Below are 21,812 nucleotides of genomic sequence, written 5' to 3'. Positions count from 1 at the left end.
GTGAGTTAGATTAAACTGTCTCAATGTTTATGGTTTGCCGATTTGTCTCAAACCAAAGGAATTAACACTAATATAGGTTTACGGTCGTTATGCGCAAAATTCTACTTACTACCGCTATGCTATTGGCTTCTGGTCAAGCACTAGCTGTTGATGAACAACCACAGGTAATGAGCAACTTTAACTATGATTACTTTGAAGCACGCATCGGTGCTAGCCCAGTAACATTTGGTGGTGCGTTCAGTAAGTCAATTCACCCGAACGCTCATGCTGTAGCACGTATCGATTCAGAATTTGAAGGCGATTACGACTCAGCTGTAGGTCTTGGTTTCCACGCTCCATTAAACAACTGGGCAGACCTAACAGGTGAAATGCTAGCTCGTATCGTTCAGCCAGAGAACTCAAGCTCTACTGATATCGGTATGGAAATCAACGTTGGTGTTCGCCAATGGCTTGGTCCACAACTAGAAGTTGGTGGTAAAGGTGGTTACGTTTCTATCGATGACAACGATGATTGGACAGGTTCTGTTTACGCGCGTTTCCACTCTACAGAGCTTTTCTCTCTAGGTGCTGAAGCTCGTATTAACGACTTCTACGGTGACCAACTTATGTTCACTGCTCGTTTCAAGTACTAGTACTTAACGTTAAAGCCCGAACAGATAAGCTCTTAGCCTCTCAAACTTGCTAAGACAAAAACAAAAAAACCGAGGACATTCCTCGGTTTTTATTTATTAACAGTAATCTTAAGCATATAAGGCAAACTTCTTTAGTGGCAGCTCTTTAGTAATTGCTGCTTGCGTGGCTCTTGTAATAGTTTCCAGTGAATACCATCAATTGCACCCGCAAATTTCCAAAGTAGTTTTAGGTCAACATCGTTTCCGTACGCTTCGCGAACCTTATTAAACACTTCAGGCGCGCCCAACTGCATAAACATTGAAACATCATCCACACCCGCCTTTTTAACCATGCGTTCTAACGTAAGTTGCATGTTTGGTAGATCTCTTAATCTGCGGCTAGCTGATGATTTCTTGAAGCTACGTTGCTGAATTGAGTTATCGATTGAAGTACGAATAATACTATCCAATTCAGGATGTTCACATGTAAACAGATCCGTAATATCGTAGTAATTTACGGTAGCTGTTGTCTGTTTTTTTACATGACGATACTTTTCACAATCAAGATCGGTCAGTTTTTTATCTAATGATTTTCCACCTCTAATGAATAAACAACCTTCACTCAATAAAGCGAACATAGCGTCATTTTGAAAGAGGCCAATACCTCCGAACATAGAACGTTTTTGATGCTCACCAAATTGATTCACGTAATTAATAAATGCTGTCTCGGTCATATCCGTTGATCCTTAATCAAATTACCCCGATTAGGTTGATCACCAGACAAGCAGCTTGTTATGCGAAAAATTTTAAATCTATTTTGTTATTCTATAGGTGAATATTATGGTTTCGTTTTCCACCTTTAAATAAATCATACTTCGAAAAGAAAAATAAGTCTGGACATAGTTCACATCAATCAATTGAGTATTCTGGTTTTTCATGATTGACGTCACAGTAAACTATCAAACCATGCTTGAATTTGGACACCTAGTGATACACCGGTTCAAATTATTAAAGGTTATGTGGACGGATGAGTATTGCCTCGCAGCATCGTGGCTTGTAAAATGGCAGGACATACATGTTTTTACTTTTTATATGAATCATTTATCGTTTTTCTGGCTACCACAAAATAAGACTCTTCTCTTAAAGGGTCTAGAATCAGAGTTTGCCCAACTTGTTGGCCATTCTATCTCAGCGGGAAAAATAACACTTCCTCCTATCCCTAACGTTGTACTGAAAATTCAAAAGCTCTGTACCCTTGAGTCAACCGGGATTGCCGAAGTTGCCGAGTGCCTACTCGAAGATCCAGGCCTCACTGCTATCGTCATTCGTGTGGCTAACTCTGTCGTCTTTAACCGACGTAATATTACTTGTGTTGATATCATGACAGCCGTGTCCCGCCTTGGCATATTAAGAGTTCGTGACATCGTGACAGCTCAAGCCATAGAGCAACTCAAACATTCAGTGAACCTAAGCAGAGAATGTAATGAGTTATTGGTTAATAGCGCTTCTGTATCCAAAGAACTGGGCGCCACTATGGTATTGGTTACCAACGGCTTCAAAGAGCTCTCTCCTATTGAATACCGCTACCTTGAACATGAAAAATCACTGCTTGTTGGATTGCTGGCTGATATTGGCTTGTTCTGTTTGGTTAGCGAATACCACCTCTACCTCGAAAATGGCAATTACCTAGACCACGACATTGCTCTACAAATCTTCCAAGGCCAATGTTCTGCTACCAGTAAATTGGTGCTTAACCGTTGGGGCTTTGACAGCGACTTTATTGATGTATGCAGCAATACCATCAACAACCACGAACAACGTGAAGTGTCTTACTTAGATATTGCTCGAATCGCTAACCACCTGCTGATGTTCAGAAACAAGGATGAGAACATCGATGATCACGAAGTTGAGCTTAACGTGACAGGTGCAGAGGTGCTTTATAAATTAAGCAACTTGAGCAAACATGATTTTAATGCAAAGCTAAGCGACGTGATCAATACTAGCGGCTTCTAAGTTACTGTTAAGTGACAAGTAAATGTAATATGAAGTAAATGCAATGGGGAAAGCATGTTTACAGGGATGATCTTTATATTTGCGCCACTCGTCGTGGGGTATCTTTTTTCAATTTCGAACGCTCATACGCTAGACTTCATCAACCGCTCAACATCGCGGTTGATCTACGTGATTCTGGCGTTAATGGGACTCAGCTTAGCCGCTCTCGATAACTTAGGCAGTAATCTACAGACAATCCTTCTTTACACCGCCACTTTCTTCGTCTGCTTAAGCGTTTGTAACCTGATGGCGCTGCCCGCTATTGATAAGTTACTGCCACTCAAGACTGACAGCAGTAACAAAAAGCTTCCCCTCTCTTCTATGGCAATGGAGTCTGCCAAGCTGATCCTAGTGGTGGGTTCAGGCCTTATCGCTGGCTTAGTACTGCCTATTGGCCTCGATTGGGTTGATACCGCAAGCGAATGGATTCTGTTTGTTCTTCTCTTCTTTATCGGTATTCAACTGCGTAATAGCGGGCTGACACTTCGTCAGATCCTGCTCAACAAGCACGGCATGGTTATCGCAATCACGATCATCATGACCTCAATGTTAGGCGGTGTGATCGCTGCTTACATCCTTGATATCCCTCTTTTCAAAGCCCTAGCTATGTCTTCTGGATTTGGCTGGTACTCTCTGGCAGGTATCTTGATGGGTGACGCCTTTGGCCCTGTCTATGGCGGCGCATCGTTCATGCTTGAGCTATTAAGAGAGTTGGTTGCTTTGGTACTGATTCCAGTGCTGATCCGCAGCTATCCATGTACCTCTATTGGTTATGCTGGTGCTACTGCGATGGACTTCACCTTACCGGTTATTCAAACAACAGGCGGCGTTCGATGTGTGCCTATCGCTATCGTCAGTGGCTTTATCCTAAGCTTGCTTGTTCCGATATTGATGTTGTTCTTTGTATCTCTTGCTAACTAGATCGCAGGAATAGCGTTTGTTTTAGATTAGAATGCAACTCGAATACCAATGCCCAAGACACCGATACAGTTACCGAAATAAAAAGACACTAAGTGTCATTGCTCAACAAATAACGATCACGGTAACCTGTAACGACAAAGTTATAAAAAGAATAAACTTACAAAAGGAACCACTATGAAACGCCTTTGCGTCGCATTACTGCTAGCTACAACTTCTACTTTCTCTTTTGCAGCAGATTCAATGTCTGAGACAAACCAGTGCCAAGCAAAAAAATATGATGCGTACATCGACGCTTCTTTAGGTTGGTATACTGACCTTACTGCATTAACTTCTGAGCAATATCCAGAGCTAACAGAAGTAAGTGAGTGGTTCCTAGAAGGTCGTAAGCACCACTTTGAGCTAAATCGTGCAGCCGTTCACTACTACTTAGTAAACGACTCAAGCAAAGTGGCAACAGAGCAACCAGTTGAAGGTTGGCTGCAACTTGAGCAACACGACATTAAGACGCTTTCACAGCGCGATGACGAATTAGGTAAAGTAGCAAAAACCACGTTCGACGACCGCCAATCAAAGCCTCATGCTCAAAACTACGAGCTACGTTCAGCGTTTGCAGAACTGCTTAGCCACCCTAAGCAAATCGACACAGCGCTTCAACGCTACAACCAGTCGATTGCTAAACTTGAAGCGATTAAGTGTAAATAACCACTCATTTAATACGCTTTTTTGAGAAGTTGGATTTCATAATTAAGACGGGACATTGTTCCCGTTTTCGTTTAGATTGTCCCGCTCGCGTCAATATTAGAAAAATAACTCGCTTGCTATGGTTACGGAACAAAAAACAGCAGATGTTAGCTTCGACAGTCTTCTACGTATCTTCACGGTACCGGAAGGCCCAGATTCAACACTCACTCAAATTGAAGACAAACTTTCACGAAACCTGAATCAATTCTTACGTGAACATATTGTGGCTGAAGAAAAGCCGCTGCGTGAAATTGAGAAAGATTTTTCAAATGCTCATATCCCAGAGCAACCTGAGTTTGTTTCTGAACATACTGAGCATCTCCTCGATTCGCTCGTGTCTCATTCGGTACATACGTCTTCGCCAAGTTTTATTGGTCACATGACGTCTGCGTTGCCGTACTTCCTGATGCCGCTTTCTAAAATCATGATTGCGCTGAATCAGAACCTAGTAAAAATTGAGACCTCCAAAGCTTTCACTCCCCTAGAGCGCCAAGTTCTGGGCATGTTACATCGCTTAATCTATCAAGATAATGACCAGTTCTATTCTCGTTGGATGCACAGTGCAAACCACTCTTTGGGTGCGTTTTGTTCTGGCGGTACCATCGCGAACATTACGGCGCTTTGGGTTGCACGTAACAATGCACTGAAAGCACAAGGTTCGTTCAAAGGTGTAGAGAAAGAAGGCTTATTCAAAGCCATGAAGCACTACGACTATGAAGGCCTCGCCATCTTAGTCTCTGAACGTGGTCACTACTCTCTTAAGAAAGCCGCAGATGTGCTTGGTATTGGCCAAGAAGGTTTGGTATCGGTTAAGACGGATAACGACAACCGTATTTGCACTGACGACCTAAGACTTAAGATTGAGCAACTAAAACAGAACAAGATTAAGCCTTTTGCCGTGATCGGTGTGGCTGGCACGACCGAAACTGGCAATATCGACCCACTTAAAGATATTGCTGAGGTGTGTGCAGAATCAGATTGTCACTTCCATGTGGATGCTGCTTGGGGCGGTGCGACCTTGATGTCTAACAATCATCGTCACCTGCTTGATGGTATCGAATTGGCTGACTCCGTCACCATCGATGCGCATAAACAGCTTTACATCCCTATGGGCGCAGGCATGGTTCTGTTTAAGAAACCAGATGCGATGACAGCGATTGAGCATCACGCTCAATACATCCTTCGTAAAGGCTCAAAAGATTTAGGCAGTCATACTCTTGAAGGCTCTCGTTCAGGCATGGCAATGCTGGTTTACGCAGCTATGCACATAATTAGCCGCCCAGGTTATGAGCTGTTGATCGACCAAAGTATCAACAAGGCACGTTACTTCGCCGATCTGATTAAAGAACAAAGCGATTTTGAGTTGGTATCAGAGCCAGAGCTTTGCCTGCTGACTTACCGCTATGTTCCTGAATCAGTTAAAGCTGCGCTGCTTAAAGCGGAGCCTGAACAACGCGTACAGCTGAACGAGTTACTTAATGAACTGACTAAGTTTATTCAGAAGAAGCAGCGTGAGACCGGCAAGTCTTTTGTGTCACGTACTCGTTTAAATCCTGAAGCTTGGGCACACCAGCCAATCATTGTTTTCCGCGTCGTGTTAGCTAACCCACTAACGGGTAATGAGATTCTTTCTTCAGTGCTTGAAGAACAACGCGAGATCTCTAAACTAGCGCCTAACTTGATGGGTAAAATCACCAAGTTGGTTACGCAAATCAACGCATAGCCATTCAATTTTAGTTGCATCAAATTGAAAATTTCTTTCTTTTTGATGTAACTAAGCTGTCAGTTCATACTCAATTTGCATTCTTTTTGCTCAAACCCTCTTCCAATTCTGTACTTTTCTAAAATTTTGTTGAGGTTTGTCATATTCTTAAGCATTCATGCCGTGTTTTTGTATTAGTAAATAGTATGTTGGGTTTATACTGACTCTATGGTGCTAGTTAGCTTGATATCTATTTGATGCAGCAGTATTTACGATACCCAATCTAAGTTTGGTTTTGTACTTATTGATATTTGTTTCAGCCATACCCCCTGGTAAAAGATATTAACTAGCAAGTTGTTCTCTATACCCTTGTGAACACTATGAATACATTAGAAAAAATACAAAAAAACCTGGAAAATTTCAGCAAGTCTGAGCGTAAGGTAGCCGAAGTAATCATGGCTTCCCCTCAAACTGCAATTCATTCTAGCATTGCTACCTTAGCTAAAATGGCTGACGTGAGTGAGCCTACAGTTAACCGCTTCTGTCGTCGTTTAGACACAAAGGGCTTTCCTGACTTCAAACTTCACCTAGCTCAAAGCTTGGCGAACGGTACACCTTACGTGAACCGTAATGTTGAAGAAGATGATGGTCCGGATGCTTATACGCATAAGATTTTCGAATCAACTATGGCTTGTCTAGACGTTGCTAAAAACAGTCTAGATGCGATGCAAGTAAACCGTGCGGTTGACTTGCTGACTCAAGCAAAACGCATTTCATTCTTCGGACTAGGTGCCTCTTCAGCTGTCGCCAAAGACGCTCAAAACAAGTTTATTCGTTTTAATATCCCAATCACGTGTTTCGAAGACATTGTGATGCAACGAATGAGCTGCATTAACTGCAGTGATAATGACGTTATTGTTCTTATCTCTCACACTGGTCGCACTAAGAGCCAAGTAGAGATTGCAAACCTAGCCCGTGAAAACGGCGCAACGGTTATCGCTATCACAGCAAAAGACTCTCCACTAGATAAAGCAAGTTCGCTTTCTATCTCATTGGATGTACCGGAAGACACAGACGTTTATATGCCAATGGCAAGCCGAGTTGTTCAAATGACGGTTATTGATGTGTTAGCGACAGGCTTTACGCTTCGTCGTGGTTCTGGTTTCAGAGAGAACCTGAAGCGCGTTAAAGAGTCTCTTCGTGATTCACGTTACGAGAAATACTCTCAGTTCTAACCTTCTAGGGTTCGAGAAAAGAGCCTCTAAGGTAAGAACAAAAAGATAGCTATTAAAAAACGGAGCCTAAAAGCTCCGTTTTTATTTGTCTGTTTAAAATAGTTTATATTGATTTATATAGCAGACAGATCGAAGGCCGTTAAATAGTCCAACTGTTGCCTTTCTCTACCACGCTGTTCTCGGACGCATAAGAGTTGATAATGGTAAAGCTAGACTCTACTGCAGATTCTTCAAATTGGTTCATTGAAGCCGCCTCATGATCCCCTTCTCCACAACTGCACTCCTCGCAAACCTGTTTCAGAATATGCACTAGCCTCTCTTGGTTTAACGGCAAAGGGTTTCCTTTGATAGCCACTGACTTGAGCGCATCGGCAGAAACCTCATCAAACTGAGCTTCACAGACGTCAAATTCCTGCAAATTGGGTAACTTAAGCGTATCCAGCACTTCAGATAACCAAGAAATCGCCTCTTCTTCTTTTGCTTCGGAGTTACCTATCACTATCTGAGCGATTCGCTGATAACGCGCTAAAATGTCTAATCTTTTCTCTTCTCTCGCAACCGCAATATTTTCCAGCATCACGAACGGAGCTAAGCGCGCGGTAATCACACTGTGAGGCGCTGAAATCTTGCCTCCTAATGCAGAAGCTAAACCATGGGCAGCACCAAGCTTGGCGTTTGTTATCGCCATACCACCAAGCATAGAAGCAAAAGCAAGATCAGAACGTGCTTGAGGCTCGTCATAAACACACGCCCGAACCACAGAACTACTCAACTTACGCAGCCCTTCTTCACAGATCATATCGGTTAACGGGTTGGGTTCACCACACACGTAGGCTTCCATTAGATGAGTAAATGCATCCATCGCACCTCGTCCAGATAAATACAGATTAGTTCCATGAGTTAGGGTTGGGTCGACAATCGCAACGTCAGCCAGCATGTCTGGGCTTCTAAGGCTTACTTTCACTTGGTCTTGCCCTGATTTCAGCACCGCGTTTTTAGTGACCTCCGCGCCGGTGCTCGCAGTGGTTGGAATAGCAATAAATGGCAGAGGTTTAGTTTTAAGAGGTACATTACGCCCGACGACTTCAACATAGTCGTATAAATTGCCTTGATTAGGTAAAACCGCAGCTAACGCTTTTCCCATATCGATGGCACTGCCTCCACCCATCGCGACTACCATATCTGGCTTAAATCGACGGGCAGAAATAGCGGCCTCTTCGACCATTTTAATATTAGGTTCTCCGGAAACGGCAATGTGTTGATAACGCATACTCTGCGCATCGAGATAGTCAGTAACAACTGAAGTGCGCTCTAATGTATTGCCTGTAACCAATAGCACGCTATAGCCGTATTGATTAAAGAGAGACAATGAAGCGGAAAGTGCTCCATCACCAAAGATGATCTTTGTAGATGTCATAAATTGAAACATGGTGCCTCCTGCGCCTATGACTGAACAAAACTGCGAACTCTTGGTTGTTGGAATTTAGTCTTTGTATCGTGCATCAGTATTAAGATGCCTCGTTCTGTATGAGCTTTTTTTGACGAGGTGCAACTTGTCGCATTAAAGATGGATTAAAGTCGTATTCTTAGGGGTAATTCACACTCTTAAATTAAGGGTAATCAATCTAGATACCTATCAGAAATCAACATGGATCCTTTTTGTGACCATTATTTGCTCTGATAGACAAAACCTATTGTATTAAGAGGTAATTCCATCTTTATTTCCCCATGGCATTGAGGCATAGTTGGTTTTAAGAAATTTTGAGTGGCATTCACTAAAGAATAGTTAACATAATCGAGTTAACGAGCCTCATCCCGTATTTAGGAGAAATTAAATGTTTGTAGTTATTTTTGGTCGCCCTGCTTGCCCATTCTGTGTTCGTGCAAAAGAGCATGCTGAAACTCTTAAAGCTAAACGCGATGACTTCAACTACCGTTACGTTGACATCCACGCTGAAGGCATCAGCAAAGCTGACCTAGAAAAGACTGTTGGTAAGCCTGTAGACACAGTGCCACAAATCTTCATCGACCAAGACCACATCGGCGGCTGCACAGAATTTGAAGCATACGCAAAAGAAAACCTAGGTCTTTTCGACTAAGCTAGGATTTCTCACAAGAGAATCGAGGCTAAGACCTTAAACAACTGACCAATTTATGCGTTGGACTGTACGATTTATAGAAAGCCCGCTCATTGTAGCGGGCTTTTTTTATGACCAGTTTTCATACGGAATAAGAATAAGGTCAAAATCAAGTAAATTAGCAAAATATCGCTTATAATTTATTTATATTTAGATACAATTCACCTCTCAAACTTACCCTGTGTTTCACGCCAATTATTGAGCGACCACTGTGAATATCGACGTTGTTTTTCTGTTAGAACAAAACCCCATTCTCCTCATCTTTGTTGTTTTATCGATTGGATTAGCCATTGGTAAAATTCGTTTCGGTAGTCTCCAACTCGGCAATTCAATCGGTGTTCTGATTACTTCCCTCGTTATGGGACATCTTGGCTTCTCTTTTAATGCAGATGCACTCACCATTGGCTTCATGCTGTTTATTTACTGTGTTGGCATTGAAGCGGGTCCAAACTTCTTCGGTATCTTCTTCAGAGACGGTAAGCACTACCTCATTCTGAGCCTTGTGGTACTTTCTACAGCGATTGCCCTAACCTATTTCAGTAGTCATTACCTTGGTTTAGGCTTTGGCTTGTCTGCCGGCATGATGGCGGGTGCGCTTACAGCAACACCAATTTTGGTAGGCGCACAAGACGCGCTCAACTCAGGCTTAGCAGAAGTACCAAGAAACATGGATTTGAGCCTGATTATCGAAAACCTATCGGTGGGTTACGCGATGGCTTACTTGGTTGGCTTAATCAGCATGATCATGTTCGCTCGCCTGATTCCAAAACTGCAGAAAGTAAATCTACACGATTCGGCAGAGCAGATAGCTCAAGAGCGTGGTTTAGGTGCTTCTGGTCAGCGTAAGGTTTATCTTCCTATCATTCGTGCTTATCGTGTGGGACCAGAGCTTATCTCTTGGACTGACGGTAAGAACCTGCGTGAATTAGGTATCTATCGCCAAACGGGTTGTTACATAGAGCGTATTCGTCGTAATGGTATTCTTGCCCACCCAGATGGTGATGCAATTCTGCAAGAAGGTGACGAAATCGCATTGGTAGGTTTCCCTGACAGCCACGCACGTCTTGACCCGAGCTTCCGTAACGGTAAAGAGGTTTTCGACCGTAACCTTCTCGATCTACGTATCGTGGAAGAAGAGATCGTCGTTAAGAGTGACAGCATCGCAGGTAAGCGCCTTTCAGACCTAAATCTATCCGAATACGGCTGTTTCCTTAACCGCGTAGTACGTGCTCAGATTGAAATGCCGATGGACTTAAACATCGTGCTTTCTAAAGGTGACGTACTGCAGGTGAGTGGCGAAAAGAGTCGTGTTCACGGCCTAGCAGAGAAAATTGGTTTCATCTCGATCCATAGTCAAATGGCGGATTTGATGGCCTTCTGTAGCTTCTTCATTCTGGGTATTTTGTTTGGTTTGATCACCATGACGTTCGGTCAGGTGTCATTTGGACTAGGCAACGCGGTTGGCCTTCTTCTATCAGGCATCATGCTTGGCTTCTTACGAGCGAACCACCCTACTTTCGGTTATGTTCCTCAGGGTGCGTTGAACATGGTCAAAGACCTCGGTTTGATGTTCTTTATGGTCGGTATCGGCTTAAGCGCCGGTGGTAAGATATTTGAGCACTTAACCCAAGTTGGCCCACAGGTCATTGGTATTGCTCTGGTGGTGAGTGTGCTGCCGGTATTCTTCGCTTACTTGGTTGGTGCTTATGTGTTGAAGATGAACCGAGCGCTGCTATTTGGTGCGATCATCGGTGCGCGAACCTGTGCTCCGGCAATGGACATCGTAAACGACCACGCTCGCTCAACCATTCCGGCTCTGGGTTACGCAGGTACTTATGCGATAGCCAATATATTGATGACCTTAGCAGGTACTTTCATCATCATCATTAGCTAGCACCTACTGCATTAAATGTAACCAAGCTTAGATATTTCGAATGCACTAATTCACTTTGGGTTAGTGCATTTTTTATGGTCTGTTTTAAGCAGCTCAAGCCTCGCCCCCAGCTTTTAACCTCTACGTCCCTTATTTGCTACTCTTGTCCCCCTTCGAATCGCTGTAGCCGTATCCGCTCTTAAATCTCTTCGTATCTCGCCACTCGTACCCCGTATCTGCTCTTAGCCTCTTCGCATCCCACCAGTCGAATCCCGTATTTGCTCTTAATCTGTTTACTCAAATAGCAGACAAAAAAATAGGCGCTCAATGAGCGCCTATTCGTTTAGATTCGATAGTTTGAATTAGATGTCAGCAACATCAAATTCAACAGCTGGGTTAACGTCAGCTTCGTAATCAACGCCTTCAACACCGAAACCGAATAGCTTCAAGAACTCTTCTTTGTACTCTACGTAGTCAGTCAGTTCTTTTAGGTTCTCAGTTGTGATTTGAGGCCATAGGTTACGACAGTGATCTTGGATGTCTTCACGAAGCTCAAGATCATCTAGACGTAGACGGTTCACTTCATCTACTTCTGGCGCGCTGCCGTCTTCTTTGTATAGACGTTGGCTGAACATACGGAAAATCTGTTCCATACAACCTTCGTGAATACCTTCTTCACGCATCTTCTTGAACACCATAGCGATGTAAAGAGGCATAACTGGGATTGCAGAACTTGCTTGAGTCACAACAGACTTAAGAACAGCAACGTTTGCAGTGCCGCCAGTTTGGCCTAGTTTCTCGTTCAGCGCTGATGCTGCACGATCTAGGTCCATCTTAGCTTTACCTAACGCGCCATCCCAGTAGATTGGCCACGTTAGTTCAGTACCGATGTAACTGTAAGCAACAGTCTTACAACCGTCAGCTAGAACACCCGCTTCAGAAAGAGCGTTGATCCAAAGTTCCCAATCTTCACCGCCCATTACTGTCACAGTGTCTTTAATTTCTTCTTCAGATGCAGGCTCAACACTTGCTTCGATGATAGTGTCTTTGTTCGTATCAACAGCTGTTGATGTGTACGTTTCACCGATAGGTTTTAGAGCTGAACGAATCACTTCGCCAGTCTCTGGCATTTTACGCACTGGAGACGCCAGTGAGTACACAACCATATCGATTTGACCTAGATCTTCTTTGATCAGATCAATTGTTTTCTGTTTCGCTTCGTTAGAGAAAGCATCGCCGTTCAGGCTTTTTGAATACAGGCCTTCTTCTTTAGCTAGCTTGTCGAACGCTGCTGAGTTGTAGAAACCAGCTGTGCCCGGCTTTTTCTCAGTACCGGCTTTCTCGAAGAAAACACCGATAGTTGAAGCGCCGCCACCAAATGCAGCCGCAATACGTGAAGACAAGCCGTAGCCACTTGAAGAGCCAACAACTAGTACACGTTTAGGTGCGTTTGCGATTGGGCCTTGAGCTTTTGTGTAAGCAATTTGTTCTTTTACATTAGCTTCACAACCGACTGGATGTGTTGTAGTACAGATGAATCCGCGAATTCGAGGTTTGATGATCATATTCAACTTCCTTAAAAAATCAGGTTAAGGATAAAAGTTTCGTACGCAAATGGCATCTAATTTCTGTAAAAATGTGGTGAAAATGCAAGTGGTTGGAGCACTCAGCGAATATTTGCTGACTAAGTCACCATTTGTTAACGCGTCTATTGCGACTTCTACGACAAAAACAAAAAAAGGCACCTGATTAGGTGCCTTTTGTCATTTCTTTATCTAAGCAACGCTATTTAGCTTAGGTTTTAACTCTTTTCGCGTCAAAGTTTCACTATAGTCATGACTGAAGTGGTCAACTTGAATCGCTGCGTAGCGTAGTTTGTCTGCTGCAATGATTTGGTCAACTTCGTCTTGAGTAAGAACGCCTGCCGCCAGTGCTTGAGCAAGTTTATCTTGCAATAGACCTTTACGAGCCACTTTACCCTCTTTCACTGCTTTGAAGATCTTACGCTCAAGAGGCTTAATACTATACATCGCATCGAACGCATTTTCCATTAGGCCAACGCTATCCTCTTCTTCTTTACCGATGTAGCAAAGATGAGTCAGACGTTCACGGTGTGCACCCGGAGTCATCAAACTTTCAGCCAGCTGTACTGTTAGGTTATCACTTGGTTTTTCAAAATGGTTACCTACCGGGAAAACGAGACCTTTAAGTACTTTACCAACCATCTTGTTCGGGAAGTTTCTGTACGCTTCTTGTAGAGATTTAGCCGCGTTATGGAAACAGTGTTGAACCGCGTAATGTACGTAGTCTAGGTCAGCTTGTTGACGACCTTCGTCTTCATACTTCTTAAGAGCTGCAGACGCCATGTATAGGTAACTTAGACCATCACCTAGACGTGCAGAGATAAGCTCTTTACGTTTCAGTTCGCCACCTAGCGTTAGCATTGCGAAATCCGCACTTACCGCAAGCGCACGGCTCAAGCGAGTTAAGTCTTGGTAGTAAGGCTTCGTTGGGCCGCTCATATCTGCTTTAATGAACTTAGAGCCTGTTAATGCCGCACCGAACGCGCCAAACGTGTTCTTAGTCGCGTGACCAATATGCTTGAACAACAAGTTATCGAAGTCCTTCGCACCTTGCTTCTCGTCTGGGTTTGCTGCCGCTTCCATTTCGCTTAGGACGTATGGGTGACAACGTGTCGCACCTTGACCAAAGATCATAAGGTTACGAGTTAAGATGTTCGCACCTTCTACTGTGATAGCAACGGGAATACCTAGGTAAGGCGCAGCCAAGTAGTTCATTGGGCCATCTTGAATTGCGCGACCTGAGTGGATATCCATTGAATCATTCAGAATCGTACGCGCCATCTCTGTCATGTGGTACTTCGCGATAGCCGTTACGATACCCGGTTTCTCTTTCATATCGAGTGAAGTAGTTGTCAGCGTACGAGTGGCTTCTAGTAGATACGTTAAACCACCAATACGGCCAAGGCTCTCAGCAACACCTTCGAACTTACCAATCGACATACCGAACTGCTTACGAACATAAGCGTATGCGCCAGTTGTTCTCGCAGTTAAGTGGCCCATTGCTGTACCTAGTGCTGGTAGTGAAATACCACGACCTGCAGAAAGACATTCCACAAGCATACGCCAGCCTTTACCTGCGTAATCTGCACCACCGATTAACCATTCCATAGGGATGAATACATCATGACCGCGTGTTGGACCGTTCATAAATGCAAGGCCAAGTGGATCATGACGCTCACCAATCACAACACCTTCGTGGTCAGCTGGGATTAGTGCACAAGTGATACCGATGTCTTCTTTGTCGCCAAGCAGTTTCTCTGGATCGTGCAGTTTGAAAGCCAAACCAAGTACAGTCGCCACTGGTGCCAGCGTAATGTAACGCTTGTTCCAGTTAAGCTTGATACCTAGTGTCTCTTTGCCTTCGTGCATGCCCATACACACAGTGCCGACATCAGGGATACCACCCGCATCAGAACCCGCTTCAGGGCCTGTTAACGCGAAACATGGGATATCTGTGCCGTCAGCAAGACGTGGTAGCCAGTAGTCTTTTTGATCTTGAGTACCGTAGTGAGACAGAAGTTCACCTGGACCAAGAGAATTTGGAACCATGACTGAAACCGCAGTACTGATACTGCGAGTCGCAATCTTAGTTACGATATTTGAGTTCGCGTGTGCTGAAAATTCACGACCGCCGTACTCTTTCGCAATAATTAGCGAGAAGAAACGTTCTTTACGCAAGAAGTTCCAAACCTCTTCAGGAAGGTCTCGGTCTTCTTTTACGATTTGGTGGTCATCAAGCATAGCAAGCAAAGTTTCAAGTTCATTATCCATGAACGATTGCTCTTCTGCTGTCAGCTGAGGTTTTGGATATTGGTGCAGCTTAGTGAAATCTGGTTTACCAGAAAACAGCTCTCCGTCCCACCAAACACTACCGGCTTCCATCGCTTCTTTCTCGGTACTAGATAGTGGTGGTAGTACTTTTTTAAAGAGTTTAAAAGCTGGGTCACTTACCCATTTTTGTCTTAGAGAGCTCATAGTTCAGATCCTTTTGTTCACTATTTTGGTTGTGAATGTTTCGCTTTTTATTGTTTTATTCTTCTGCTGACATGCCAGCGGCCAAGTATGGAATAAGAATATCGACCACTGCTTTGGCATCTATTCGCTTACCGTAATCATTCTCTGCAATTTCAACGAGAGCCTGACTGGAAGCCATGGTGAAAACACAAGTCCCTAGGGTGAAGTGCAATCGCCAAAATAATTGTTCTTGGGTGAGGTTTGGATTAGCTTTCATGACTGAGCTGGTAAACAGAGTCAGTACTTCGCTATAGCGAGTTGTAATGAACCAACGCAAGTGACCTTGCACATCTGTATAACCTCGACCAATGAGTAACATAAATCGGCTCGTGCCATTTGGCCTTACATCGTTAAGTGCTCTTAGTGGCTGTCTTAAAGACTCAAACACGTCACTCATTGAATACGTTTCGTTCAAGTTTAAGTTCACTAAAGCGTCTTGCAGTGCAGGCATAAATGCTTCTAAGTATCGATTTAATACGGCACGAACCAGAGTCTTCTTATCGCCAAAGTGGTAGTTCACTGAAGCAAGATTGACATTGGCTTTACCCGTGATAGTGCGTAAAGAGGTGTCATTAAAACCGTGCTCAGCAAATAAGCCTTCAGCCACATCTAAGATTTTGTCTTTGGTTGTACTTCTTGGTGCCATTTCAATCACTCGTATTAAACAACTGTTTGAAATATACGCTTAGTACATTTATTTAACAAGCAAGCAACATCACATTTTCACAAATTGGTCGTACCAGTTAATAAAAGTCTGCACTAACCGATTGAATCGACGTGTGTTTGCAAAAAAAGAAAAAATTAATGAATTTTCTGGGAACTGAAATTGAAAAGGAGGGTCATAAAATATGTAGAAAACAGAGTATTTAGAAGTTTAACAGGCCGTCAAACTTGTTTTTCTCCCTGCTTTCTTAATTACTGCATTTTCCTTATTAACTCCTATACTTGTATCCGCCCAAACCACGTTGGTTTGGGCTTTTTTTGTGTGTTATTCCGATACCTTTTCTTTGGCTGGTATTCGATACAAAAAAAGCCCCCGAAAAATCGAGGGCTTTGCTTACATTGAGTGCTAGAACCTTTCACTTTATCTAATTAAGCTGCGTCATTTTTTATCAGCTCTCCCAGCACTGCTAGGTCATTACCTAGGTCAACCGAACCACCCAGTTCAGTCGCAATCCCCTCAACAACGATAGTTTGAACATCATCCCCTCCATTGATTGGAATGGACAACGCGATATCTTCTCCGTCGACAGAGACCTCTATCGCATCAAGTAACTCTGCCATTTGAGTCTCGTCTTGAGGATCTTCGACCAAATCATTGAGATCAATCAGGTCCCCAGAACCAGCAGTATAAAGCTCGAAATCTTTAATAATATCAGTACCGTTGTCGAGCGCGGAGTCTAGCCAAGTGAAGATATTATCTCCGCTATCTCCAATCAGCAGATCGTTACCTGACTGTGCATACAAGGGTTCATTACTCGCCGCACTAACAACGTTATATTGCTGCGGATCTTCGATATCTATCGTGACCGTCTCTACCGTGCTTTCTGCACCATTAGAATCGACTGCGACGTAATCAAACTGCGGGTCTTCGGTTACTGCCTCGTTACCTTGGACATAGCGTAACTCCCAACTGCCCCCTGTCGATGACAGCTCCATCCCAACAATCGGATTGTCTGGTGAAGAATAACTAAAATCATACAGAATTTGGCTATTCCCCGTATCCCCTGGATCTTTTTGATATTGCTCCGTCTGAGTCGTGCCATCAGCAAAGGTATAGAGCACTTCAACATAAACATTACTATCAGTGTTAAATGAACCACCCAAACCATCTAAACCAAAATCAACAACCTCTAATGGATTATTAGTAAAGTCGAGGACCAAGGTCTCCTGGCTGTTCATACCTCTACCATCAGTATCACCAATACCAAAACCAACATGAGATTGTTCGCCTTGATACTGTTTCAACGGTTTATCATTGTTATCTTCGATCGTTACTGTAATCGTATTACCGTTATCTAGCGTAATAAGTCTCTCTGTTGGTGAAACTTCTTCCCCCCAATTATAGAAACCATCAACAAGTTCTGGCATATCCTCAGGATCACCACTGAAGCCCATTTCAAACATCTCTCCAGGTCCAGCAACAAAACTGATATTGTTCGGAACAAACAACACACCGTTATCAACATCAGACTGAACGATTTCTCTCGTGACGCCATTTTCGTCGGTATACAAAAGGCTGCCGTTGGTTGGCAAGCTTTCTATCCTAATATTAAGTGGAATGTCATCATGGTCATCTTCTATATCTGAGATGTAATCAGGCATACCACCATCTTCAGAATCGAAAAGGATTGGTATGACCGCGTCCTCATCATTGACGACCGTAAAGCTCGTCGCTTCAGGTGCATCATTGACACCATTGATTGTTATCTCGATAACATGTTCAACACCATCGATAGCGGTTACGACATATCGCTCTATAACTACGTCATCATCGTTCAAGTATTGAACCGCATCGTTATCAACGACATAACTCCATGCCCCCTCCGGAGTAATCGTTAACATACCCAGAGCAAGAGCATAAGTAGACCCAATCGGGGTAAACACACCATTAGGTTTAAAGGCTGGCATGTCACTCGTGTCGACATCAGTAATCGTTAAAGTACCTGACGCTGAAAGTTCGTTGGTATCAGGATCAACGTCGACATCTTCCGTCACCTCACCCATATCAGAGTCACCTTCTCCTACGGTAATCTCGGACGGATCATCGGCACCGTTAATAGTAATGGTCACTTCGCTGGTGGTTCCGTCTATTGCAGTAACCGTGTAAACCTCGGTAACGAACTCATTGTCGTCAAGGTATTGCACATCATCGTTATCTACGACGTACGTCCATTCGCCATCATCGGTTATGGTCAACATACCTAACGCGGTATCATTGGTTGAGCCTTCAGGATTAAACACACCGTTTGGTTGAAAAGCAGCGACATCGTTATCGTCGACATCGGTGATGGTCAGTGTCCCGGAAGTTATTAAGTTGTTGCTCTCTAGGTCAACATCCACATCCTCAGTCACTTCACCTGTGTCTGAATCACCTTCGCCAACGGTTATATCAGATGGATCATCTGCACCGTTAATAGTAATGGTCACTTCGCTCGTGGTACCGTCACTTGCTGTCACGGTATAAACCTCGGTTACGAACTCATCGTCATCCAAGTACTGAACATCATCGTTGTTAACTACGTAAGTCCACGCACCGTCGGGGTCGATGCTCAATATGCCTAGCTGTGAGTCGTTTGTTGAACCTACGAGGTTAAACTCACCATCAGCTGAAAAGGTGGGAGTGTCGCTGTCTACATCTGTAATCACGATCTGACCAGACGTCACCAATTGATTGGTGATGTCATCTACATCGATGTCCTCGGTCACACTGCCTGAGTCATCAGTGGCTACAGCCGCATCATCAGTACCGATTATCGTTACAGTGATGACTTGTTCGCCTCCATCGGAGGTTTGTACTGTTGTCGTGTCTTGAATTTGTTCGCCATCGGCAAGCTCATCATAAGGACTGTTGGCCACGAAAGTCCAAGTACCATCTTCGTTTACAACAAAGGTACCGAGAGCATTATCTCCAACAACCTCTTTGCCAATAAAGGTAACGTCCGGATCATCGCTGATTAAGGCGCCGCCTGTCTCGATTGGTTCATCCTGCTCAAACTCAATAGCGTTAGTGTCACCTGAAATAAGCGCAAAAGCGATGATATCAAAAAGAGCAATACTTTGAGTTTCTGACAATCCTTGAGACTCAAACCCTTCAGTTTCAAAATTCGTGGCGGCTTGAGTTTCAGCTCCAGTACGTTCAATCCTACCGCTGTTGGTCAAACTCGAGCCTTCTTCACCAGCAGCAGTATCAAACTCATCTCCTAGTTCTGTTGGATCAAATCCTTCTTCAATAGCACGCTGAACTTGAGCGATCGCATCATCAGTGTCTAGCACATTTTGTTGGCCCTGGTTATCTACAAAACGTGCAGAAACACTTGGCACACTCTCTTCACTAGTATCAAAACTGATAATTACGTCGCTAGCGGATGGTTGTTCGCCCGGAGACAAACGTCTAACTTGACCTTGAGCGTCGAGCACTACACTCCCGCTAACAAGGCCTAGTATATTTAGGTTGATGTTTCCCATATCCATATTCCCACTTCTACCCAGAACACACCAAACGCGGATTCAATCCCACTCTGCGCTGTGGCTATTTCCTACAATAAATTTAGTAGTGGCACTATTGATAATCAACTCACCAAAGTGGTTCAGATAAAGCACTTTGAAAATTAGTCAATAGCAATAGCGACTTACATTCAAAAAAAAAACCAACAAACTTCGCATTTTTTTGCAAATGTCCTAAGCTTCGTTTAATACCCTTCTCTCAATTCAGCGGTAAACGTAGGTTGGGAAACGGATGAGACATTGAAAGTAGAAGGAGAGCTACTTTGAAATTGTTTAAATTATCCATCATGTGCTGCTTAGTTACTGCAACACCGCTCACCGCTCAAACTCTGGAACAGTCTGTAGCTATTACTTTGGCAACGAATCCAGAGATAAAAAGCATCTTTAATGAATATGTGAGCGTGAAAAAACGTAATGATGCCTCTGGAGGCGCATACAAGCCCAGCATCGATCTTGATGCTGGTATTGGATACGAAGGTATAAACCCTGCACCAAATAACGGCCCCGATACCGATCTAACAAGAAAGGAAGCGACGATTTCTCTCACTCAATTGCTGTGGGATGGTTCCGCGACACTGTACGACATTGATCGTACTGCCGCAGAAGCCGAGTCGGTACGTTTGCAATTGATCGCGGATGCCGAAGACAAAGCGCTTGAGGTAACACAAATTTATCTAGACGCAGTAAAAGCCACTGAAGTGCTGGCACTGTCAGAAAGTAACCTTTCAATACACAAGAAAATCTATAAAGATATAAAGAAACGAGCGAATTCAGGCATAGGTTCAACAGCGGATGTATCTCAGGTAGAAGCTAGGATTGCAAAAGCTCATGGTAACTTGTTGGCCGCACAGAATAATTTGATCGATACCCACACCCAGTTTAGACGAGTAGTTGGTCAAGAACCCCTAGGCTTAATCTACCCAAGAGCCGATATTTCTAGAATTCCTTTGTCATTAACCGACGCCATTGTTGATGCATTAGACCAGCACCCTGTAATCAAAGTCGCAAACGCAGATGTCGATTCAGCCCACTTCCAATACAAACAATCAAAGGGCGTGAACTACCCTACCTTCTCCATCGAGGCTTCTCAGTCGTGGCGTGATGATGCAGGTGGCGATGAAGGCTCAAGTCAAGAGACCCTCGCGATGCTACGCATGCGATATAACTTGTACAACGGCGGAACAGACAGTGCTAATTCAGAAGCTGCGGCATACCAATTGAACAAAGCCAAAGACCTGAGAGATCGCGCTTATCGACAAGTGGAAGAAGGTCTTCGCCTCTCATGGAGTGCATTGGATCTAACGTTACAACAAAAGAACTTTCTATCCGACCATGTTGATTCAGCTTCGGAAACTGTTATCGCATATGAAAAACAATACCGAATAGGCAAACGTACTCTGCTTGACTTACTCAACACTGAGAACGAACTATTTGAAGCCCGTAAAGATTACCTAGATGCCCACTATTCAGAGCAGTACGCTAAGTACCGTGTGATGAACGCGACAGGTTCTTTATTGAATGCTCTACTGGTCGACATTCCAGAAGAGTGGACTACGCCCGTGGAGTATTAATGATGAAAATACCTTACTTATTACTTCCCGTGTTAACGATGACTTTACTTGCCTGTTCGAACCAGCAGGAAGAGGCCTATATCGAGACACCTGAAGCTGAGCAGATTGCAGACCTGCAAGACGATGATAAAGATGGTGTGGTAAACGCTCGTGATATCTGCCCTGGTACGCCTGAAACGTCACAAGTCGACAATGATGGTTGTGGAGAAACGATTCGTGCGGAAGAAGTCAGACAGCTAAAAATACTCTTTGCTCATGACTCATTTGAAGTGAATCCAATCTTCTCAGACCAGATCAGCACGATGGCAGAGTTTCTTGCAACCTACAAAAGTGCATCGATTGAAATACAAGGCTATGCGAGTAAAGTGGGTTCCAACGAGTACAACTTAGACCTTTCAAAAAAACGAGCAAACAATGTTCAAGACGAGTTACTGTCGAATGGTATCGAACCAGAGCGTGTGAGAATTGTCGGCTATGGTGAAGAACGATTAGAAAACGATGGTGATGACCCTACTTCACACGCACTGAACCGTAAGGTAACAGCGACAGTAGTTGGGTTAAGTGAGCAGATCGTAGAAGAATGGACCATTTTTACCACGCTAGAAAAATAGCGTGACATTGTCACTGAAAGTGTAACGTGGGTT

Annotated in this window: 16 protein-coding genes; 10 read left to right on the top strand and 6 right to left on the bottom strand. The window is 43.8% G+C overall.

Translation table 11 applies throughout. The features are described from left to right. Window positions 1-89 precede the first annotated feature (89 nt). Window positions 90-632: a hypothetical protein gene (locus OC193_RS06305; RefSeq protein WP_019822601.1), complete on the top strand. Its 543-nt coding sequence runs from the start codon at window positions 90-92 to the stop codon at window positions 630-632. A gap of 131 nt (window positions 633-763) precedes the next feature. Here OC193_RS06305 and OC193_RS06300 read toward each other — a convergent pair whose 3' ends face one another. Next, complete coding sequence (locus OC193_RS06300; protein WP_017060401.1) at window positions 764-1,345, bottom strand: TfoX/Sxy family DNA transformation protein; 582 nt, start codon at window positions 1,343-1,345, stop codon at window positions 764-766. Window positions 1,346-1,703: 358 nt separating this feature from the next. Between OC193_RS06300 and OC193_RS06295 the strand changes: the two genes are divergently transcribed. From OC193_RS06295 to OC193_RS06275, 5 genes are all read left to right on the top strand, one after another. After that, entirely contained in the window at window positions 1,704-2,624 is a 921-nt protein-coding gene (locus OC193_RS06295) for an HDOD domain-containing protein (protein ID WP_048664794.1), read from the top strand. A 54-nt stretch (window positions 2,625-2,678) separates the two neighbouring features. After that, window positions 2,679-3,584: a lysine exporter LysO family protein gene (locus OC193_RS06290; protein ID WP_048664793.1), complete on the top strand. Its 906-nt coding sequence runs from the start codon at window positions 2,679-2,681 to the stop codon at window positions 3,582-3,584. Between the two features lie 174 nt (window positions 3,585-3,758). Then, on the top strand, window positions 3,759-4,286 hold the full coding sequence (locus OC193_RS06285) for a hypothetical protein (RefSeq protein ID WP_048664792.1): 528 nt from the start codon (window positions 3,759-3,761) through the stop codon (window positions 4,284-4,286). Window positions 4,287-4,404: 118 nt separating this feature from the next. Beyond that, entirely contained in the window at window positions 4,405-6,048 is a 1,644-nt protein-coding gene (gene panP, locus OC193_RS06280; RefSeq protein ID WP_048664791.1) for a pyridoxal-dependent aspartate 1-decarboxylase PanP, read from the top strand. 359 nt (window positions 6,049-6,407) lie between these two features. Continuing rightward, entirely contained in the window at window positions 6,408-7,262 is an 855-nt protein-coding gene (locus OC193_RS06275) for a MurR/RpiR family transcriptional regulator (RefSeq protein WP_004734686.1), read from the top strand. A gap of 139 nt (window positions 7,263-7,401) precedes the next feature. Here the strand turns inward: OC193_RS06275 and OC193_RS06270 are convergent, their stop codons facing one another. Beyond that, window positions 7,402-8,691, bottom strand: a complete 1,290-nt coding sequence (locus OC193_RS06270) for an iron-containing alcohol dehydrogenase (protein ID WP_048664790.1) — start codon at window positions 8,689-8,691, stop codon at window positions 7,402-7,404. Between the two features lie 406 nt (window positions 8,692-9,097). Between OC193_RS06270 and OC193_RS06265 the strand changes: the two genes are divergently transcribed. Together OC193_RS06265 and OC193_RS06260 are read left to right on the top strand one after the other, a co-directional pair. Then, window positions 9,098-9,361, top strand: coding sequence for a GrxA family glutaredoxin (locus OC193_RS06265; protein ID WP_009847069.1), 264 nt, complete (start codon window positions 9,098-9,100; stop codon window positions 9,359-9,361). 250 nt (window positions 9,362-9,611) lie between these two features. Next, window positions 9,612-11,294 (top strand): aspartate:alanine antiporter, encoded by a 1,683-nt coding sequence (locus OC193_RS06260; RefSeq protein ID WP_017630384.1) that lies wholly within the window; start codon window positions 9,612-9,614, stop codon window positions 11,292-11,294. Window positions 11,295-11,635: 341 nt separating this feature from the next. On the opposite strand, the gene fabV is transcribed toward OC193_RS06260, so the two are convergent. The 4 genes from fabV to OC193_RS06240 form a co-directional block, all read right to left on the bottom strand. After that, window positions 11,636-12,838 carry an enoyl-ACP reductase FabV gene (gene fabV, locus OC193_RS06255; RefSeq protein WP_048664789.1) on the bottom strand — a complete coding sequence of 401 codons (1,203 nt, stop codon included), beginning with the start codon at window positions 12,836-12,838 and terminating at the stop codon, window positions 11,636-11,638. A 210-nt stretch (window positions 12,839-13,048) separates the two neighbouring features. Further along, entirely contained in the window at window positions 13,049-15,331 is a 2,283-nt protein-coding gene (locus tag OC193_RS06250) for an acyl-CoA dehydrogenase (protein WP_048664788.1), read from the bottom strand. 55 nt (window positions 15,332-15,386) lie between these two features. Then, on the bottom strand, window positions 15,387-16,016 hold the full coding sequence (locus OC193_RS06245; protein WP_017631427.1) for a TetR/AcrR family transcriptional regulator: 630 nt from the start codon (window positions 16,014-16,016) through the stop codon (window positions 15,387-15,389). A 446-nt stretch (window positions 16,017-16,462) separates the two neighbouring features. Then, window positions 16,463-19,558 (bottom strand): VCBS domain-containing protein, encoded by a 3,096-nt coding sequence (locus OC193_RS06240; protein WP_048664787.1) that lies wholly within the window; start codon window positions 19,556-19,558, stop codon window positions 16,463-16,465. Window positions 19,559-19,860: 302 nt separating this feature from the next. On the opposite strand from OC193_RS06240, the gene OC193_RS06235 reads away from it, so the two are divergent. Together OC193_RS06235 and OC193_RS06230 are read left to right on the top strand one after the other, a co-directional pair. Further along, window positions 19,861-21,168, top strand: coding sequence for a TolC family outer membrane protein (locus OC193_RS06235; RefSeq protein WP_048664786.1), 1,308 nt, complete (start codon window positions 19,861-19,863; stop codon window positions 21,166-21,168). Next, a complete protein-coding gene (locus OC193_RS06230) occupies window positions 21,168-21,779 on the top strand; it encodes an OmpA family protein (RefSeq protein ID WP_048658395.1) in 612 nt (203 codons plus the stop codon). Before OC193_RS06235 ends, OC193_RS06230 begins: the two co-directional genes overlap by 1 nt. Window positions 21,780-21,812 lie beyond the last annotated feature (33 nt).

The organism is Vibrio crassostreae (assembly GCF_024347415.1).
Taxonomy (GTDB): domain Bacteria; phylum Pseudomonadota; class Gammaproteobacteria; order Enterobacterales; family Vibrionaceae; genus Vibrio; species Vibrio crassostreae.
The sequence above is the reverse complement of the archived record's forward strand: the minus strand, read 5'-3'. Positions and strand labels throughout refer to the sequence as shown.

Excerpts from the sequence above, each read along its gene's own strand:
- OC193_RS06305 (WP_019822601.1), top strand. The coding sequence starts at position 90 with ATGCGCAAAATTCTACTTACTACCGCTATGCTATTGGCTTCTGGTCAA.
- OC193_RS06300 (WP_017060401.1), bottom strand. The coding sequence starts at position 1,345 with ATGACCGAGACAGCATTTATTAATTACGTGAATCAATTTGGTGAGCAT.
- OC193_RS06295 (WP_048664794.1), top strand. The coding sequence starts at position 1,704 with ATGAATCATTTATCGTTTTTCTGGCTACCACAAAATAAGACTCTTCTC.
- OC193_RS06290 (WP_048664793.1), top strand. The coding sequence starts at position 2,679 with ATGTTTACAGGGATGATCTTTATATTTGCGCCACTCGTCGTGGGGTAT.
- OC193_RS06285 (WP_048664792.1), top strand. The coding sequence starts at position 3,759 with ATGAAACGCCTTTGCGTCGCATTACTGCTAGCTACAACTTCTACTTTC.
- panP (WP_048664791.1), top strand. The coding sequence starts at position 4,405 with ATGGTTACGGAACAAAAAACAGCAGATGTTAGCTTCGACAGTCTTCTA.
- OC193_RS06275 (WP_004734686.1), top strand. The coding sequence starts at position 6,408 with ATGAATACATTAGAAAAAATACAAAAAAACCTGGAAAATTTCAGCAAG.
- OC193_RS06270 (WP_048664790.1), bottom strand. The coding sequence starts at position 8,691 with ATGTTTCAATTTATGACATCTACAAAGATCATCTTTGGTGATGGAGCA.
- OC193_RS06265 (WP_009847069.1), top strand. The coding sequence starts at position 9,098 with ATGTTTGTAGTTATTTTTGGTCGCCCTGCTTGCCCATTCTGTGTTCGT.
- fabV (WP_048664789.1), bottom strand. The coding sequence starts at position 12,838 with ATGATCATCAAACCTCGAATTCGCGGATTCATCTGTACTACAACACAT.
- OC193_RS06250 (WP_048664788.1), bottom strand. The coding sequence starts at position 15,331 with ATGAGCTCTCTAAGACAAAAATGGGTAAGTGACCCAGCTTTTAAACTC.
- OC193_RS06245 (WP_017631427.1), bottom strand. The coding sequence starts at position 16,016 with ATGGCACCAAGAAGTACAACCAAAGACAAAATCTTAGATGTGGCTGAA.
- OC193_RS06240 (WP_048664787.1), bottom strand. The coding sequence starts at position 19,558 with ATGGGAAACATCAACCTAAATATACTAGGCCTTGTTAGCGGGAGTGTA.
- OC193_RS06230 (WP_048658395.1), top strand. The coding sequence starts at position 21,168 with ATGATGAAAATACCTTACTTATTACTTCCCGTGTTAACGATGACTTTA.